The 16123-nt window shown below is 66.3% G+C and carries 20 protein-coding genes; 9 read left to right on the top strand and 11 right to left on the bottom strand.

All coding sequences use genetic code 11. The features are described from left to right. The first annotated feature begins 16 nt into the window (after window positions 1-16). The gene (locus FQV39_RS27055) at window positions 17-544 is read left to right on the top strand and encodes a winged helix DNA-binding protein (RefSeq protein WP_149133113.1); all 528 of its coding nucleotides are present in this window, start codon (window positions 17-19) and stop codon (window positions 542-544) included. On the opposite strand, the gene FQV39_RS27050 is transcribed toward FQV39_RS27055, so the two are convergent. Together FQV39_RS27050 and FQV39_RS27045 are read right to left on the bottom strand one after the other, a co-directional pair. Next, the gene (locus tag FQV39_RS27050; protein ID WP_149133112.1) at window positions 545-1102 is read right to left on the bottom strand and encodes an SRPBCC family protein; all 558 of its coding nucleotides are present in this window, start codon (window positions 1100-1102) and stop codon (window positions 545-547) included. Next, on the bottom strand, window positions 1099-1422 hold the full coding sequence (locus FQV39_RS27045) for an ArsR/SmtB family transcription factor (protein ID WP_149133111.1): 324 nt from the start codon (window positions 1420-1422) through the stop codon (window positions 1099-1101). The genes FQV39_RS27050 and FQV39_RS27045 overlap by 4 nt, the downstream gene beginning before the upstream one ends. 138 nt (window positions 1423-1560) lie before the next feature. On the opposite strand from FQV39_RS27045, the gene FQV39_RS27040 reads away from it, so the two are divergent. Together FQV39_RS27040 and FQV39_RS27035 are read left to right on the top strand one after the other, a co-directional pair. After that, window positions 1561-2463, top strand: a complete 903-nt coding sequence (locus FQV39_RS27040; protein ID WP_210251147.1) for a DMT family transporter — start codon at window positions 1561-1563, stop codon at window positions 2461-2463. A gap of 41 nt (window positions 2464-2504) precedes the next feature. After that, window positions 2505-3635, top strand: coding sequence for an iron-containing alcohol dehydrogenase (locus FQV39_RS27035; RefSeq protein ID WP_149133110.1), 1131 nt, complete (start codon window positions 2505-2507; stop codon window positions 3633-3635). 18 nt (window positions 3636-3653) lie between these two features. Here the strand turns inward: FQV39_RS27035 and FQV39_RS27030 are convergent, their stop codons facing one another. After that, window positions 3654-4289, bottom strand: a complete 636-nt coding sequence (locus FQV39_RS27030; protein WP_149133109.1) for a pyridoxamine 5'-phosphate oxidase family protein — start codon at window positions 4287-4289, stop codon at window positions 3654-3656. Between the two features lie 219 nt (window positions 4290-4508). Between FQV39_RS27030 and FQV39_RS27025 the strand changes: the two genes are divergently transcribed. The 4 genes from FQV39_RS27025 (at window position 4509) to FQV39_RS27010 (ending at window position 7196) form a co-directional block, all read left to right on the top strand. Next, complete coding sequence (locus FQV39_RS27025; RefSeq protein ID WP_149133108.1) at window positions 4509-4967, top strand: hypothetical protein; 459 nt, start codon at window positions 4509-4511, stop codon at window positions 4965-4967. 18 nt (window positions 4968-4985) lie between these two features. Then, window positions 4986-5648, top strand: coding sequence for a ribonuclease T2 family protein (locus FQV39_RS27020; protein WP_187640344.1), 663 nt, complete (start codon window positions 4986-4988; stop codon window positions 5646-5648). 64 nt (window positions 5649-5712) lie between these two features. Continuing rightward, on the top strand, window positions 5713-6564 hold the full coding sequence (locus FQV39_RS27015; protein ID WP_149133106.1) for a 23S rRNA (adenine(2030)-N(6))-methyltransferase RlmJ: 852 nt from the start codon (window positions 5713-5715) through the stop codon (window positions 6562-6564). Window positions 6565-6593: 29 nt separating this feature from the next. Further along, complete coding sequence (locus FQV39_RS27010) at window positions 6594-7196, top strand: glutathione S-transferase (protein WP_149133105.1); 603 nt, start codon at window positions 6594-6596, stop codon at window positions 7194-7196. A gap of 404 nt (window positions 7197-7600) precedes the next feature. On the opposite strand, the gene FQV39_RS27005 is transcribed toward FQV39_RS27010, so the two are convergent. Next, window positions 7601-8263, bottom strand: a complete 663-nt coding sequence (locus tag FQV39_RS27005; RefSeq protein ID WP_149133104.1) for an outer membrane protein — start codon at window positions 8261-8263, stop codon at window positions 7601-7603. A 384-nt stretch (window positions 8264-8647) separates the two neighbouring features. On the opposite strand from FQV39_RS27005, the gene FQV39_RS27000 reads away from it, so the two are divergent. Together FQV39_RS27000 and FQV39_RS26995 are read left to right on the top strand one after the other, a co-directional pair. After that, a complete protein-coding gene (locus tag FQV39_RS27000; protein WP_149133103.1) occupies window positions 8648-9463 on the top strand; it encodes a glycosyltransferase family 2 protein in 816 nt (271 codons plus the stop codon). Beyond that, window positions 9456-10202: an SDR family oxidoreductase gene (locus FQV39_RS26995; RefSeq protein ID WP_149133102.1), complete on the top strand. Its 747-nt coding sequence runs from the start codon at window positions 9456-9458 to the stop codon at window positions 10200-10202. Before FQV39_RS27000 ends, FQV39_RS26995 begins: the two co-directional genes overlap by 8 nt. Window positions 10203-10307: 105 nt before the next feature. Here the strand turns inward: FQV39_RS26995 and FQV39_RS26990 are convergent, their stop codons facing one another. The 7 genes from FQV39_RS26990 to FQV39_RS26960 form a co-directional block, all read right to left on the bottom strand. Continuing rightward, a complete protein-coding gene (locus FQV39_RS26990) occupies window positions 10308-10937 on the bottom strand; it encodes a 2-hydroxychromene-2-carboxylate isomerase (protein ID WP_149133101.1) in 630 nt (209 codons plus the stop codon). Between the two features lie 126 nt (window positions 10938-11063). Next, window positions 11064-11348 (bottom strand): hypothetical protein, encoded by a 285-nt coding sequence (locus FQV39_RS26985; protein WP_149133100.1) that lies wholly within the window; start codon window positions 11346-11348, stop codon window positions 11064-11066. A 141-nt stretch (window positions 11349-11489) separates the two neighbouring features. Then, the gene (pgeF, locus tag FQV39_RS26980; RefSeq protein ID WP_149133099.1) at window positions 11490-12254 is read right to left on the bottom strand and encodes a peptidoglycan editing factor PgeF; all 765 of its coding nucleotides are present in this window, start codon (window positions 12252-12254) and stop codon (window positions 11490-11492) included. 45 nt (window positions 12255-12299) lie between these two features. After that, the gene (locus tag FQV39_RS26975; protein ID WP_149133098.1) at window positions 12300-13391 is read right to left on the bottom strand and encodes a class I SAM-dependent methyltransferase; all 1092 of its coding nucleotides are present in this window, start codon (window positions 13389-13391) and stop codon (window positions 12300-12302) included. Beyond that, entirely contained in the window at window positions 13388-14242 is an 855-nt protein-coding gene (gene lgt, locus FQV39_RS26970; RefSeq protein WP_149133097.1) for a prolipoprotein diacylglyceryl transferase, read from the bottom strand. The genes FQV39_RS26975 and lgt overlap by 4 nt, the downstream gene beginning before the upstream one ends. Window positions 14243-14327: 85 nt before the next feature. After that, on the bottom strand, window positions 14328-15347 hold the full coding sequence (locus FQV39_RS26965; RefSeq protein WP_149133096.1) for an NADP-dependent oxidoreductase: 1020 nt from the start codon (window positions 15345-15347) through the stop codon (window positions 14328-14330). A gap of 149 nt (window positions 15348-15496) precedes the next feature. Continuing rightward, window positions 15497-16081, bottom strand: a complete 585-nt coding sequence (locus tag FQV39_RS26960; protein ID WP_149133095.1) for a chloramphenicol phosphotransferase CPT family protein — start codon at window positions 16079-16081, stop codon at window positions 15497-15499. Window positions 16082-16123 lie beyond the last annotated feature (42 nt).

Genomic DNA, 16123 nt, shown 5'->3' with positions numbered 1-16123 from the left:
TGACGCGAGTCCAGACATGTCCCAGCCCCCTCTCCCCGACACGCTCGGCCCGATCGTCTCCTCCGGTCATCTCGCCGCGGGGGCGCTGCCGGCGCTGTCGGAGTTCGAATTCGCGCTGAGCATGACGGTGCACGCCTTCCATCGCTGGATCGTGCGCTGCATGGCGGCGGCGGGACTGCCCGATCTCTCGCCGCTCGACGTGATCGTGCTGCACAACGTCAATCACCGCGGCAAGCCGAAGCGGCTGGCCGACATCTGCCTCGTCCTCAACATCGAGGACACGCATCTGGTCAACTATTCGCTGAAGAAGCTGGAGCGGCTGAAGCTGCTCAGAGGCGGGCGGAAAGGCAAGGAGAAGACGGTCGAGGTCACGCCGGCCGGCGAGGAAGCCTGCCAGCGCTATGCCCAGATCCGCGAACAGCTCCTGGTCAAGTCCGTGCGCGCAACCGGCGCCGACCCCGCGCGGCTGTCAGAGATCGCCGCCGCGATGCGCTCGCTTTCCGGCCAGTACGACCAAGCGGCGCGGGCGGCGGCGAGCTTGTAGTCAGGCCGCGCCGCCCGGTTCCGGCAGATCGGCATAACGCGCGGCATATTCCGCTTCGAGCTTCGCGTGCCTTGACCAGAACCCGCGACGCGGACTGCCGGTGAGCAGATCCTCCAGCAGGCCCAGATGCATGTGCCAGCCGCCGGAAACGCTGGTCATCTCCGCCTTGCTGGGGAGTTTGCGATGCGTCACCACCAGCAGGACCTTGTCGCCTTTCGGGCTCAGCGCGAACTCGACCTCGGATTCAGGCTCGCTGCCGCCGCCCCAGGTGAAGGCGATGACCCGCGGCGGCTCGTAGCGGGTGATCATACCGGTCGCGCGCACGCCGTTCTCATGCACGTTGCGGTAGGCTTCCGGCGGCACCTCGTCGGTGATCTGCGAATGCTTGAACAGCAGCTCGGTGCGCCCGCCGACACGCTGGTCGAACGGTCCCGATGCCAGCCACTGCCCGCGCTTGTCCGACTCGGTGATATAGGACCAGACGCGCTCGATCGGCCCCGGCAGCAGGCGCTCGAAGCGCACTGCCCCGCTTTCCAGCACAACGCCATATTCGCTCATCGCGTGTCTCCTTCGTCCGTTTCGGGCTTTGTGAGCTCCTGTTCCAGCAGATCGAGATGGCGCCCCCAGAAGCGCCGCACCCGGCGCAGCCAGGCGTCGAAGGCATCGAGCCCGGCCGGGTCGAGCCGGTAGATCCGCTGCTGGCCGCGGACCTCGACCGTCACCAGCCTTGCCTCCCGCAACACCTTGAGATGCTGCGAAATCGCCGGAGGACTTGCACTGAAGCGTGCTCCGATCTCTCCGGCCGGCAGCGCACCTTCCGCCAGCATCTCGACGATGCTGCGGCGGGTCGGGTCGGCAAGGGCGGCGAAGCGGTCCATGTCCAAAATGATTCCGCTATCACTTAATTAAGTCAATACTTAAATTATGAGAGCGACCGCTGCATGCTGCGACGCAGGATTGCCAGCGGTCCCCGAGTCGGCCAGTTGTGGCGCGCCTTTGAGAACCGACGCCCCGCCATGACCTCCCGCAACGCCTCGCTCGCCGGCATCGCCATGATGCTCCTCGGCATCCTGCTGTTTTCGCTCAACGACGTGATGGGCAAATGGCTGGTCGCCACCTACACGGTCGGACAGGTGCTGGTGATGCGCAGCCTGGCGGCGCTCGTCGTCATCATGCCCTTCGTCTTCAAGCAGGGCGTGCGGCGAACCTTGAGGCCGGAGCACCCCGGCCTGCAGGCGCTGCGCGTGCTCTTCGGCTCGGGCGAGGTCGCGCTGTTCTATCTCGCCGTCAGCTATCTGCCGCTCGCGGACACCATGACGATCTGGCTCGCCGCGCCGGTCTGGGTCGTCATCCTCGCGGCCTTGCTGCTGGGGGAGCGCGTCGATGGCCGGCGCTGGCTTGCCGTCGCTCTCGGCTTCGTCGGCGTCGCGGTCGCGCTCAATCCCAGCGGCGCAAGCCTGTCGATGCCGGCGCTGATCGCCCTGCTCGGCAGCTTCCTCTTCGCCGCGATGATGATCGCCGGCCGGCAGCTGCGCGGCACGCCGGACGTGACGCTGGTGACCTGGCAGACGCTCGGCGCCCTGCTGATGGGCCTGGCGCTGCTGCCCTTCGGCTGGGTGACGCCGAGCCTCAAGGATGCAGCCCTCCTTGGCCTTCTCGGCATCGTCGCCATGACCGCGCATATCTGCGTCACCCGCTCGCTCAAGCTCGCCGAAGCCTCGGTCGTCGTGCCCTATCAGTACACGCTGATCGTCTGGGCGCTGGTCTTCGGCTGGTTCATCTTCGGCGACTGGCCGACCCCCGCGATGCTGTGTGGCGCGGCCCTGATCGTCGCGGCGGGCCTGGCGCTGCTCATCCTCGAACGCCGGGCCGCCCCGGCGCCATCGCCGCTTGAAGCAACGGGAGTCGGCGCTCCATGATGCCCTCCAACTGACGACAACCGACGAATGAGGGCTTGCCTGTGGCGTTGATCACCTATCTCACCACGATCAAGTTCGGCTTCGGCGAGATTGCCGGAATCGAAGCAGACCTCGCCGGGCTCGGCATCGCCAGGCCGATGATCGTCGCCGACAAGGGCGTGTCCGCGGCCGGGCTTGTGGCCGCTGTGCAGAATCATGCGGCCGCGCTGCAATCCGCACCGGTCTTCGTCGACACCCCGACCAACCCGACCGAGGAGGCGGTCGAGGCCGCGCTCGCGCTCTACCGCCAGCACGGCTGTGACGGGCTCGTCGCCATCGGCGGCGGCTCGCCGATCGATCTCGCCAAGGGCGTCGCGCTGCTCGCCGGCCATGATGGCCCGCTTGAAACCTATGCCGCGATCCTCGGCGGCATCCCGAAGGTCACTGCCAAGGTCGCGCCCGTCATCGCCATTCCGACGACCTCGGGCACCGGCAGCGAAGTCGGCCGTGCCGCGTTGATCACGCTGAAGGACGGGCGCAAGCTCGGCTTCATCTCGCCGCATCTGATCCCGCGCCTCGCCATCTGCGATCCCGAGCTGACGCTGGGCATGCCGGCCTGGCTCACCGCCGCGACCGGCATGGACGCCGTCACCCATTGCATCGAGACCTATCTCAGCCCGCGCGAGAACCCGCCCGCCGAGGCGATCGCCCTCGATGGGCTGAAGCGCGCTGTCACGCATATCGAGCGCGCGGTGAAGGACGGCTCGGACCGCGAAGCGCGCAAGGAGATGATGATGGCCGCGCTGCAGGGCGGCATGACGTTCCAGAAGGGCCTCGGCGCCGTCCACGCCCTCTCCCATCCGCTTGGCGGGCTGAAGGAAATCTCACTGCATCACGGCACGCTGAATGCCGTGCTGCTGCCCGCGGTGCTGCGCTTCAACGCCCCGTCGGCCGAAGCGAAATATGCCGAGATCAGGCGCGTTCTCGGCCTTAGCCCCGACGCCGACCTGGCTGAATGGATCGCTGGGCTGGTCGCCCGGCTCGGCATGCCCGGCAGCCTCTCGGCGATGGGCCTGCCGCGCCATGTCGTGCCGGCGATCGCGGAAGCGGCGACGCTCGACCATTCGAGCGCGACCAATCCGCGCCCGGCCACGGCGGCCGCCTACGCCGCCATGCTCGAAGCCTCGTTCTGAGGCTCGCCTCCGCGCCGCTCAATAGAGGCGCGTGCGATAGCCTTCCTCGAGATTGCGGTCGGCCTCGTCGCCATCGACCGCCTTGGTCTGGTCGGCGATGATGCGGCCGAGCGTCGGGAAGCTGTGGCGCGGCACCTGCGAGGCCGGATCCCATAGCTTCGAGCGGATTAGCGCCTTGCCGCAATGGAAGAAGGCCTCGTCGACCTCGACGATCAGGCCGGTGACGGGCGCGCGTTCCAGCATGGCTGAAGGCGCCAGCAGTTCGGCATCGCGCGTCGCCCGCCCCTTGCCGTTCACGCGCAGCGTCTCCGGGATACCCGGCACCATGAAGACGAGGCCGATGCCCGGCGCGGACATGACGTTGCCGAGGGAATCGACCCGGTTGTTGCCGCGCCGATCCGGGATCAGCAGGGTCTTGTCGTCGAGCACGCGCACGAAGCCGGGCCCGTCTCCGCGCGGGCTCGCATCGGCGTTGCCCTGCGCATCGCAGCTTGCCAGCACCAGAAACGGCGAGAGAGCGATGAAGTCGCGGCAGAACTGGTCGAGCCTGTTCAGCACCTTGGCGGTCGCCAGCGGATGGACCGGGCCGATATGGCCGCGCAAGGCATCGGCATCCGCAATGCGCGCGGCCGGGTCGTCGAAGCAGTCGGTCATGGCGTCTCCCCCATCTGCGGACAATCTGTCCGAAGCCGGAGAAGCGCACCAGCATGGCATCCGACGAGACGCCCCGAGCGGTTCGCATGACGACGCGACTGTGACCGCAAAGCCCCCGGAGCGCTCCGCAGCAGTAACGAGAAGCATCTTTTCTTGACCCTCGCCTGCGGCATCGCCATCGTGCCGTCTAGCTTTGCCCTCCTGAAGAGGCCTGATTCCATGCGCCGCGCTCTGCTGCGAACCGCCCTCGTCTCCCTCGCCTGCCTGACGGCCTTTGCCGCCGACGCAACCGGCCGCCGCTACGTCCATCCCGCCGACCGGGCGGAGGAGCGCATCATTCCCTATTCCGGCAACGTTCCCGCCTGCGAGGACCCTGCCGTGCTGGATGAGCTGACGAGCTGGTTCAACTCCCGCGAGGAGAAGTTCTGGGGTCCCCTCCGGGCCGTAACCTATGACCGTATCGCGCAGATCGGCTTCCGCTCCTGGGGCGATGACTTCATTCCGCGCCGCTTCTGCTCCGGCCGCATCCTGCTCAACGACGGCAGCTTTCACCGCGTCGACTATTCCGTGCGCGAGCGTCTCGGCCTCTTCGGATGGACCTGGAACGTCAACTGGTGCGTCAGCGGCCTCGACCGCAACCGGGCCTACGCGCCCGATTGTCAAATGGCGCGCCCCTAACGCACAGACCGCTCCATGATGAAGCGCCTCGCGCTCGCCGCCCTGTCGCTGCTTTGCCTCGGCGCTGCCGCATCCGCGCAGGGCTTCGGGTCGCGCGGCGGCGTGCCGGGCGATTTCGACTTCTATGTCCTGGCCCTGTCCTGGTCGCCGGGCTTCTGCGAGCTCGATGGCGACCGTACGCGCAACCGTGAGCAGTGCGGCGAAGGCAGCGGCCTTCGCTTCGTGGTTCACGGCCTCTGGCCGCAGAACGAGCGTGGTTATCCGAGCGATTGCGGGCCCGCCGGCCGCTCGCCCTCGCGGATTGCGCTGAGCGAGGCGGACGGCCTTTTCCCTACCGAAAGCCTCGCCCGCTACGAGTGGCGCAAGCACGGCACCTGCAGCGGATCGAGCCCGAGCGACTATTTCCGCGACGTCCGGCGCGCCCGCGACAAGGTGGCGATCCCGCCGGCTCTCGCCAAGGCCGATCGCGACCAGAGCTGGACGGCGATCGACCTCGAACGCGCCTTCGTCGCCGCCAATCCCGACCTGCGCACCGACATGATGTCCGTCGCCTGCAAGCGCGGCGTGCTGCAGGAAGTCCGGATCTGCTTCAGCAAGGATCTCCGCGAGTTTCGCAGCTGCCAGCAGGTCGATCGCTCCGGTTGCCGCGCCCGCGAATTCACTGTCGTCGCCCCGCGCTGAAAAGCAGCCGAGCGCGCCGGCTTGCCGCTTTCGAGCACGAGCAGCTTGCTCTAACAACGCCGGCATGAACTACCGCCACGGCTTCCACGCCGGAAACTTCGCCGATGTGCTCAAGCACGTCATTCTCACGCGCATCCTGCTGCATCTCGCTGCCAAGCCGACGCCCTATCGCATCATCGACACCCATGCCGGCAGCGGGCGCTACGATCTGGGCTCCGAAGAAGCGCTCCGCACGCATGAATGGAAGGACGGCGTGGCGCGAATCGATCAGTCGCCGCTCGCCCCGGCAGCAGAGGAACTGCTCGCCCCCTATCGTGCCGCGCTTGCCGGCATTCGCTCGCTTTATGGCGCCGGTGCCTATCCGGGCTCGCCCTGGTTCTGCCGCCATGTCATGCGGCCGGACGATCGACTGATCGCGGCCGAGCTGCATCCGCCGACCTATCAGAAGCTCGTCGAGGCGATCGGCCGCGACAAGCGCTGCAAGGCCCTGGCGATCGACGGCTGGACGGCACTGAGGGCCAATGTCCCGCCCAAGGAACGCCGCGGCCTCGTCCTGATCGATCCGCCTTTCGAGCAGAAGGACGAGTTCGCGACTCTCGCTGCCCAGTTCATCGCAGCCCATCGCAAATGGCCGACCGGCATCTATGCGCTCTGGTATCCGATCAAGGACCTGCGGTCGGTGGAGGGCATGATGGACGAGATCATCGAGGCCGGAATCACCCGGCTCTTGCGCCTGGAGATCGCGGTCGATCGCCCCGAGGCGGCCGGCGGACTCGGCGCGACAGGCCTGTTGATCGCCAATCCGCCCTGGCTGCTCGCCAAGGAAGCGGAAATCCTGCTGCCGGCCCTGACCGAGCGGCTCGCGCAGGGGCCGCGACCGCGCTATCTCTGTGAAGCGATCCGCCCCGACGGCTGATCGCCCGCTCTTCCTGAAGGAACCCGTCGATGCTCGTCCTGCGCTCCTCCCCCGCCTCACCCTTTGGCCGCAAGGTCAAGATGGCGGCTCTCGAACTCGGGCTGATGGACCGCATCGAGATCGTCGCGGCCGACACCAACGATCCGTCGGAACCGCTGCGCCAGCAGAATCCGCTCGGCAAGATCCCGACGCTGGTTCTGGAGGACGGCACGACGCTGTTCGATTCGCGCGTCATCGTCGACTATCTCGACTACCTTGCTGGCGGCAGGCTCATTCCGGCGGGCGAAGCGCGCTTCCAGCAACTGCGCCTGCAGGCGCTCGCTGACGGCATTTCCGACGCTGCCCTGCTCCAGGTCTATGAGGGGCGCTTCCGCCCGGAAGAAGGGCACAATGCCAATTGGCTCGCCCATCAGGGCGGCAAGGTGGCGCGCGGCCTCGCCGCGCTCGAGGCGGAGCCACCCGCCTTCCCGGATCGCCCGCGCATCGGCGAGATCGCGCTGGCCTGCGCACTCGGCTATCTGGATCTGCGCTTCGAAGGAAAATGGCGCGCCGCCCATCCGAAGCTCGTCGGCTGGCTCGACGACTTCGCGGCCCGCGTCCCGGCCTTCGAGGCAACACGCTTCAAAGGCTGAACAACGCGAATGGAGCAAGGCATCGGCCATGCCGATGTCTTGATGAACCTGGCCCGCCGGCAGTCAAAAGCTGCCGGCGTTTTTGTTGCCGAAGCTCAGAGCGGAGTGGACAGCTGCCGAGATGGATCGGCCGGAACCGCCGCCGTCATTCCGGGGCGGTCCCTTGGGCCGAGCCCGGAACCCATGACCACGACCGCTCCAGATATAGAGCCGGACCGGTTCGGAGCACGGCTCTTCCTGCTGAGACAGTGTTCATGGGTTCCGGGCTCAGGCCTTCGGCCTGCCCCGGAAAGACCGCGGTGCCACAACAAGGCCAGCTTGGCCAAGTGTTCACGGGACCTGGAGGCAACAAAAAACCCGGTGGCCGAGGCCACCGGGTTCGTTCTGTCTCCGGGAGGAGAAAATCAGAACTTGTAGCTCAGGCGAGCGCGGACGACCGAGAAGTCGGTGCCGGCCTTGCCGGTGCCAGCAAGCGTGGTGATGTTCTTCTCACCGAGGTCGACGTAGAGGTACTCGACGCCAGCGATGATGTTGTTGGTGAAGGCGTACTCGAGACCGCCACCGAGGGCCCAGCCGCCGGTGTGGGTGCGGTCGGACGAGAAGCCGATGAACGGGATCGAGGTCTTCACGTTGCCATAAGCCCAACCACCGGTGATGTAAGGCAGGAACCGGTCGAAGGCGTAGCCGACGCGAGCACGGACGGTGCCGAAGTACTCGGTCTTGACGCTGCTGCCGAAGAAGTCGCCACCGGAGCTGAGGTCAGCACCCTGGATGTCAGCTTCCGCGCCGACCACGAACTGGCCGATCTGGTAGTTGTAGCCGACCTGACCACCGCCGACGAAGCCGTCGAGGTTGCCGGCGCTGCCGATCTGACCAAAGTTGTTGGTGTTCACGTTGCCCCAGCCATAGCCGGCGTTAACACCGAGGTAGAAGCCGGTCCAGGTGAAGGCCGGGACGTAAACCGGGGCAGCGATCGGCCCCTTGCGGGACGGCAGGTCAGCAGCCGAGGCGGCGCCAGCGGCGACAATCCCGAGCGCGGCAACGCTCGCAAGCAAATACTTCTTCATGATAGACTCCTTAGTCGTCGCGGGCGCCGGACGAGCCGGCAGGTGATTTCGATGAACCCTTTATAGGGCAGGGCAATGGCTTTGTCTGTTGCATCGGAAGCACATCTACCTTGCAGAGCGCGGCAGAAATGCGGCACGAATGCGATGACTGCACGCAAATAGGTAAAGCCAGGTTAACCACCCCCCTCCCAACAGCCATGGTAAATCGAATACTACTAGTACGCTAGACCCGTTCGATGACCGGAACCGGTCCGGGCTACGAACGCAGGCCCCTGTCTAGGGCTCCGCATTTTCGACGAGATCTGGCCGGAGCTTCAGGCTCTAACCTTGCCGCACAGGATCGGACATGCTTAAGCCTTGAAAATCTCAAGAAGTGACAGAACCGTGCCGCCTCTCTCGATTTTCATCATCGCTCTGAATGAAGTGGACCGGATCGGGCGCACCGTCGAGGCCGCCCGGGCGCTCAGCGACGACATCGTGCTGGTCGACTCGGGCTCGACCGATGGGACCCAGGCCCTGGCAGAATCGCTCGGCGCCCGTGTGATCTTCAATCCATGGCCGGGCTACGGGCAGCAGAAGCGCTTCGCGGAAGAGCAGTGTCGCCACGATTGGCTCCTCAATGTCGATGCCGACGAAGTGCTGCCGCCCGATCTCATCGCCGAGATCGCCGCGCTTTTTGCCAGCGGATCGCCGCCAGCCGATGCCTACAAGATTCGCATCGCCGAGATCTTCCCCGGCGAGAAGGCGCCGCATCGCTTCGCCTATGGGCTCGCGCCGGTGCGGCTCTATCGCAAGAGCTGGGGGCGCTACTCGGTTTCGCCCGTGCACGACCGCGTCGATCTTCTGCCTGGCACCAAGGTCGGGCGGCTGAGGGGGACGATCCACCACTTCTCCGTCCGTTCGCTCGGCGAGCAGATGGAGAAACTCAATGCCTATAGCGATGCCCAGGCGGATGATCTCGACGCCCGCGGCGAGACGATCTCGGCATTCAGGCTCTTGGCTGAATTTCCCGCCAATTTCGTCAAGGCCTATATCGGCCGCCGCCATGCGCTGCGCGGTGTCTATGGCTTCATGACCGCAATGAACTACGCGTTCTATCGCTATCTGCGCGCCGCCAAGCACTGGGAGCGCCGGTTGCAACGGCGCTCCTCCGTCAAGGATACGGCGAAGCCCGGCGACCGGCCCTCCTCCCATGGCTGAGGTCGCGCTGGTCACGGGCGGCGCAAGGCGAATCGGCCGCGCGATCGTCACGCGACTGGCGCAAGCCGGCTACGCCGTCGCGATCCACCATGGTGACAGTCGCGATGAGGCGGAAGCCTTGGCTGCGGAACTCCGCGAGGCGGGTGCCACCTGCTGCACCCTCGCCGCCGATCTCGCCGACGCGCAGGCCGCGTCTGCCCTGATTCCGGCAGCAGCGCAGGCGCTGGGACCGGTGACGCTGCTGGTCAACAGCGCCGCGAGCTTCGTCGACGACGATGTCCGGTCGCTCGATGTCGCCGCATGGGACCGCCAGTTCGCGATCAATCTGCGCGCGCCCTCGTTGTTGATCGGAGCCTTGGCAACGCATTTGCCGGAGCAAGCAAGCGGTGCGGTCGTCAACATCGTCGACCAGCGCGTCTGGAAACTGACACCGCAATATTATTCGTACACGCTGACCAAGGCCGCCCTGCTCACCGCGACGCGGACCCTGGCGCAGGCGCTCGCACCACGGATTCGCGTCAACGCAGTCGGCCCCGGCCCGACCTTCCCCAACACCTATGACGGCCCCGCGCTGATGGAGCAGGAGGCCGCAGCGACCCTGCTCGGCCACAAGGTCTCTCCGGGTGAGATCGCGGACGCCGTTCTCTATCTGGCGCAGGCGCGCTCGGTCACCGGCCAGATGATCGCCGTCGATGCCGGCCAGCATCTCGGCTGGCGCACGCCCGACATCGTCGGCTAGAGCATTTTCGAGCGAAGTGGATACCGGTTCGCGTGAAGAAAATGCGTTAAAACAATAGCTTAGAGCATTTCTGCGATTCAAAGAAGCGCGGAAATGCTCTGATTCTCAGGTGCCGCTGTCGGGCCGATAGGGAGCACGCCCGCTCGCCAGCGCCGAATCGAGCAGTTCGAGCCGGTCCTGCCCCCAGAACACCTCGCCATCGAGCACATAGCTCGGCGCCCCGAAGACGCCGGCCTCGACGGCCTGGCCCAGCGCATCCTCGTAGCGTTGCCGGATCGGCGGATTGTCGGCCGCGGCGAGCAGAGCCTGCCCATCGAGCCCCGCCCGGTCCGCGCAAGCCAGAAGCGATTCAGGGCGGCTCATGTCTTCGTCACGTGCCCAGACGCCCGCCATCACATCGCTGATAAAGGCAAAGGGATCGCCGCCACCTGCCAGAATCGCGATTGTCATCCGGTCGGCCTGTGATGGATCGAAGGGAAAATGCTTGGGCTGCAGCACAAGCGGCAGACCGCGCCGCTCACGCCAGCGCTGAAGATCGACCAACCTGTAGCGTTGCCGCACGGGGTGTCGTTTCGGCAGGGGCAACCCGCCCGTCTCATCGAACACCGAGCGCAAGGGCATCGGCCGGTAGTCGATCGTGCAGCCATGCCGGCGCACGATCTCATGGAAGGCCGCGTTGCCCAGATAGGTCCAAGGCGAATGCAGCGAGAAGTAATAGGTGATCGAGCGGGACAAGGCGGCCTCCACGGTATTTTCCGGGTGCAGCATCCTCGCCACGCGCGTCGCTCGCAAGGCCACGCCCCTGTGGAGAACGCAGCCCGGCTCCGCGGGAAGCCAGACTGCCGGGCTGGTCGGCCGTACTCAGGCGGCCCTGTTCTTCAGCGCGCCGATGATCGCGGTGAGGATGGCGCCACCGGCGCCGCCGCTGATCAGATTGGTCAGGATCCCGCCGACACTGAGATTGCCGCCCTGAGCCGCCGCACTGATCGCTGGCAGCAGGATCGGAATGAGCTGGCCAAGCACGCCGCCGCCGACCAGTCCGGAAATGGTGTTGCCCAATGTCCCGAGATCGAAGCTGGGACTGGCCTTGCCGGCCGCATTGCCGCCGATCGCACCGGCGATCAGGTTCATCAGGATCTGTTCCATCTCGGCCCCCGCATGTGAATGCATCGCCCGAAGAACGTTTCTGAGCCGCGGCAGCGATGCATTCCGACCAGCCTGCAGCGACGATGCCTCGGCTGGCAGGCCGCGACAAGCGCGATGGCCGATCCGTCAACCGCTTCCTGCTCAGTCGAGCACGATCGCCGAGATCAGGCGGCCGTAATCGGGCTCGCCGCGATGCGTGGTGCGTCGATAGCTGAAGAAATGCTTCTCGTCGCCATAGGTGCACAGGCCCATATCGACGAATCGGCCGATCCCCGCCTCATGTGCCTTGAGTGCGATGAAGGCCGGCAGATCGAACATCGCACGCGCCGGCCGCTCGGACGGCGTGAAGAACCGGGAATAGGTCCGATTCTCCGCCTTGAAGCGCTCGATGAAGTCCGGCCCGACCTCATAGGCCTTGGCACTGATGGTCGGCCCGAGCACCGCGGTGATGCGCTCGCGCCGGGCGCCGAGTTTCTCCATCGCGGTCACGGTCGCGCCGACGATGCCGCCGAAGGCTCCCTTCCAGCCGGCATGGGCGGCTCCGACCACCCGCGCTTCGCTATCAGCGAAGAGGATCGGCCCGCAATCGGCGGTGCTGACACCGAGCGCGACATGCGATGCGGTCGTCACCATCGCATCGGCCTTCGGCCGCTCCCCCGGCCAGGGGCCCGTGACCACCTCTACATCGGCGGAATGCACCTGATAGAGGCTGACGAGATGCGCAGGCTCGACCGCGAGGTGCTGCGCCATCCGCATCCGATTCTCGGCGATCGCGGCCGGATCGTCCGAGGAGCCCAGCCCGCCATTCAATGAGGCGTAGATGCCGGTCGAGACGCCGCCTTCGCGCGTGAAGAAGGCGTGGCGGATGCCGGGCTCTCCGGCGAGTTCGCGGGCGGTGATGAACATGGCTCGAGTCCGGTTTGCGCGAAGCCGCAAGCGGCTCCGCTGAATTCAGCCCTGGTCTGGCAGCCTATGAAGGTCAAATCCGGGCAGGGGCGGCAGGTTCCGATGCGATAACGCGAGAACCTTGAACAAATCGCCCATGCCCGTCTCGCCTGGCTGGATCAACCGATCGAAGGCGGCGGAGATCGCCGCACGCTGAGGGGCATCAGCCTTGAGCGACAGCACCTGCGCCCGCTGCGGCAATCCCAGCGCCAACAGGAAATTGCGCTGATTCGCGGGGCCGTGCAGGGCCGCGCCCGCCTTGAGCGCTGCCTGCCCCATCCGCTCGAAGTCGACATGCACGGTGAGGTCGGCCTCGCCCGGCTCGGCCAGCGGATCGACGAATTCATGCCGCTTCATCGCCTGCAGCGTATCGCCTAGGCCGGAGACAGCCGAGCCGTAGTCGATAAAGAGCGCCGCGCCGCCCTCCGCCGCGACATGGCCGGCGATCTCCGCGACAATGTCGAGCGCAAGCGTCGGCTGCTCGAAAGTTGTTCCGGCTGGGGCGGCGACGTGCAAAGCGTCCTCCTTCCCGGCAGCCAGACCGAAAGCAAGATTGCCGGCAGCATCCAGTCCCACCAGTCGCTCGCGCCAGCCCTCAGGCGTCATCACGAACTGGTCGAGCGGCAACGCATCGAGAAATTCGTTGGCGACGACGATCGCCGGGCCGAACAGCGCCTCGGCGACATTGTCATGCCAGACCGGTTCGCTTCCCTTCAACGTCGCCGCCTGGCGTTGGCGCAAGACCGGACTGGTTTCGACGAGATGGACCGAAATCGCCTCGCGAAAGCCGGGCACGATCCGCGTCGCGCGCAGCATGTCGGCCATCAGCGTACCCCGCCCCGGCCCGAGCTCGACAAGGCGCAGTTGCGATGGCGCGCCCATCGCCTGCCAGAGATGCGCGACCCACAGCCCGATCAGCTCGCCGAACATCTGGCTGATCTCCGGCGCCGTGGTGAAGTCGCCGTCGCGTCCGAAGGGATCGCGCGTCATGTAGTAGCCATGACGCGGATGGCCTAGCGCCAGCGCCATATAGCGACCGACGCCGATCGGCCCTTCCTGCCGGATCAGATCGACGATCTCGGCCTTGAGGGCGTTCACGCACGCACCTCGCCTTGCCCCGCCTGCCGGCTGCGCAAGGCGAGCCAGAGCCCGGCGAAGAACACCGGCAGCGAGAGCAGCATGCCCATGGTGATGCCGCCCGAGAGCGCATTGACCGAGGTGCCGAACAGGAAGCCGAGCTGCGGGTCGGGCTCGCGGAAGAACTCGCAGACGATGCGGGCGAGCGCATAGCCCATGCCGAAGATGCCGGCGACGAGGCCGGGGCGCCTGAAGCCGCCGAAGCGAACGACGAGATTCACCAGGATGAAGAGCAGGAGGCCCTCGCCGAGCGCCTCATAGAGCTGGCTCGGATGGCGCGGCACCGGTCCGCCATTGGGGAAGACCATCGCATAGGGAAAGTCAGGTGCCGGCCGGCCCCAGAGCTCACCATTGATGAAATTGGCGATACGGCCGAGGAAAAGCCCGATCGGCACCACCGCCGCCGCGAGATCGAAGACCGATAGCGCCGGATAGCCGCGGCGCCTGGCGAAGAGCCAGAGGCCCAGCGTCGCGCCGATCAGGCCGCCATGGAAGGACATGCCGCCCTGCCAGATCGCGAAGATGTCCTGCGGGCGTTCGAGATAGCGCGGCAGGTCGTAGAACAGCACGAAGCCGAGACGCCCGCCGAGCACCACGCCGAAGGCGACGAACAGCAGCATGTCGTCGAGCTCGACCGGCTGCGGCCGCGCCCGCCCGCCCCACAGCCCGTCGGATGCGACGAGCCGGCGCGCATACCACCAGCCGCCGAGGAGGCCTACGACATAGGCGAGCCCGTACCATTTGATCGCGAGCGGCCCGATCTGGACCGCGACGGGATCGATCATTGGGAAGGGAATGGCGAAAACGGGCATGGGCGAGGTCCGGTAGCGGGCGCACGGTGATGGCCGCGCGCCTGCTGAATGGTCAAGGAAAAAGGCTTGCCCGTGGCACGCGGTCTCAGAGCTTGACGATCAGCTTGCCGAAGTTCTTGCCCTCCAGCAGGCCGATGAAGGCCTCGGGCGCGTTCTTCAGCCCCTCGACGATGTCTTCCTTGTATTTGACTGCACCTTCCGCGATCCAGCGCGCCATCTCCTCGCGGAAGGCGGGCCCCTGCGCTGCGACGAACTCGCGCTGGATGAAGCCGCGGATCGTGAGGCTCTTGGAGAGGACCTGGCGCATCAGCACCGGCAGCCGGTCCGGGCCGGGGAAGTCGCCGCTCGCATTGTAATGCGCCACGAGACCGCAAACCGGGATGCGCGCGAAAGTGTTGAGCAGCGGGAAGACCGCATCCCAGACATGGCCACCGACATTCTCGAAATAGACGTCGATTCCGTCCGGGCAGGCTGCGGCCAGCTTGCTCGCCATGTCGGGATCGCGATGGTCGATGACGGCGTCGAAGCCGAAGGTATCGCGCACGAAGGCGCATTTCTCGGCCCCGCCGGCAATGCCCACTGCCCGCGCGCCCTTGATCCTGGCGATCTGCCCGACCGCGGAGCCGACAGGCCCGCTCGCCGCGGCCACGACCACCGTCTCGCCCGGCTTGGGTTGGCCGATCGTGAGCAACCCGGCATAGGCTGTAAAGCCGGGCATGCCGAGAACGCCGACCGCTGTTGTCACCGGCGCGCTCTTCGGATCGAGCTTGCGCAGTTGCGAGCCGTTCGCCACCGCATGCGACCGCCAGCCGGAATAGGACAGCACGATGTCGCCGGGCTTGAAGGCTGGGTCGCGGCTTTCGAGTACTTCGGCGACGGTTCCACCCTCCATCGTCTGCCCGATCTCGGTTGGAGCAGAGTAGGATTTCGCCGCGCTCATTCGCCCGCGCATGTAAGGATCGAGCGAGAGATACAGGACCTTGAGAAGGACCTGCCCGTCGGTGATCGCCGGGATGGCGGTGTGCTCCAGCCGGAAATTCTGCGGGCTGGGGCGCCCTTCCGGGCGGGAGGCGAGAACGATCCGAACACTGTCAGACTGGGACATGAGTTTCGATCCTCCATGAATAGCGCAGTATGGGCCGATCCTTCTCATATTGGCTCGGCGTCGCACGATGGGTAGCGGCTTCGATCCGCGTTCCCAGACGGAGGCGGGACGCACTTCCGGCATGGCAGGGCCGCCGCCATCGCGCGCTGTCAGGCCCGATCCCGCCGCTCCCTCAACCGCTCGAAGGCCGCGGGCCGCACGCGATCGCGCCACGCAGCGATGACCGCATCGGCATTGGCCTCAGCGTCCTGCGCCCCGTCCACTTCGCAATCATAGAGACAGTAGGAGTGGATCCGGAAATAGTCCCGCCTCGCATCGCCGACCCGCCGGTCGCCGCGCGCCAGCTCCCGGCGCTCCAGCTCGGCAAGCTCGCAATGCACGCCGACGAAGAACACATCCTGTCCGGCGAGCGTGTGGGCGAGCCGGAGCAGCCAGTCCTCGCTCTCCATGATGTGCTCGACGATGAGATCGTTGCCAGCCTCGACATAGGCGAGCAGCGAACGCTCGAAGCCGAGGAAGAAGGCCTCCCGCATCATCCGCCAGTCGAATTCACCGCTCTTGATCCGCGCTGTCGGCAGCACGCCGGAATCGCGCAGATGGTCGATCGAGATATGCCAGAAGGGCGTCTCGATCCGGCCCTGCAGGGCCCGCGCCAGCGAAGACTTGCCGCTGCTCGAGGCACCGTTGAGCAGGATGATGCGGCCGGGCTTCGGTTGGAGATTCGTCGTAGTCATTGCGGAGGTCTTCCTGGAGGCCGAAGCGGTGCCTGCCTGGCA

Source organism: Bosea sp. F3-2, assembly GCF_008253865.1.
Lineage (GTDB): Bacteria > Pseudomonadota > Alphaproteobacteria > Rhizobiales > Beijerinckiaceae > Allobosea.
This window is presented reverse-complemented; position numbering and strand designations above follow the sequence as displayed.

Bases quoted from the DNA above. Each gene is read 5' to 3' on its own strand.
- FQV39_RS27055 (WP_149133113.1), top strand. From the start codon at position 17: ATGTCCCAGCCCCCTCTCCCCGACACGCTCGGCCCGATCGTCTCCTCC.
- FQV39_RS27050 (WP_149133112.1), bottom strand. From the start codon at position 1,102: ATGAGCGAATATGGCGTTGTGCTGGAAAGCGGGGCAGTGCGCTTCGAG.
- FQV39_RS27045 (WP_149133111.1), bottom strand. From the start codon at position 1,422: ATGGACCGCTTCGCCGCCCTTGCCGACCCGACCCGCCGCAGCATCGTC.
- FQV39_RS27040 (WP_210251147.1), top strand. From the start codon at position 1,561: ATGACCTCCCGCAACGCCTCGCTCGCCGGCATCGCCATGATGCTCCTC.
- FQV39_RS27030 (WP_149133109.1), bottom strand. From the start codon at position 4,289: ATGACCGACTGCTTCGACGACCCGGCCGCGCGCATTGCGGATGCCGAT.
- FQV39_RS27025 (WP_149133108.1), top strand. From the start codon at position 4,509: ATGCGCCGCGCTCTGCTGCGAACCGCCCTCGTCTCCCTCGCCTGCCTG.
- FQV39_RS27020 (WP_187640344.1), top strand. From the start codon at position 4,986: ATGAAGCGCCTCGCGCTCGCCGCCCTGTCGCTGCTTTGCCTCGGCGCT.
- FQV39_RS27015 (WP_149133106.1), top strand. From the start codon at position 5,713: ATGAACTACCGCCACGGCTTCCACGCCGGAAACTTCGCCGATGTGCTC.
- FQV39_RS27010 (WP_149133105.1), top strand. From the start codon at position 6,594: ATGCTCGTCCTGCGCTCCTCCCCCGCCTCACCCTTTGGCCGCAAGGTC.
- FQV39_RS27005 (WP_149133104.1), bottom strand. From the start codon at position 8,263: ATGAAGAAGTATTTGCTTGCGAGCGTTGCCGCGCTCGGGATTGTCGCC.
- FQV39_RS26995 (WP_149133102.1), top strand. From the start codon at position 9,456: ATGGCTGAGGTCGCGCTGGTCACGGGCGGCGCAAGGCGAATCGGCCGC.
- FQV39_RS26985 (WP_149133100.1), bottom strand. From the start codon at position 11,348: ATGGAACAGATCCTGATGAACCTGATCGCCGGTGCGATCGGCGGCAAT.
- pgeF (WP_149133099.1), bottom strand. From the start codon at position 12,254: ATGTTCATCACCGCCCGCGAACTCGCCGGAGAGCCCGGCATCCGCCAC.
- lgt (WP_149133097.1), bottom strand. From the start codon at position 14,242: ATGCCCGTTTTCGCCATTCCCTTCCCAATGATCGATCCCGTCGCGGTC.
- FQV39_RS26965 (WP_149133096.1), bottom strand. From the start codon at position 15,347: ATGTCCCAGTCTGACAGTGTTCGGATCGTTCTCGCCTCCCGCCCGGAA.
- FQV39_RS26960 (WP_149133095.1), bottom strand. From the start codon at position 16,081: ATGACTACGACGAATCTCCAACCGAAGCCCGGCCGCATCATCCTGCTC.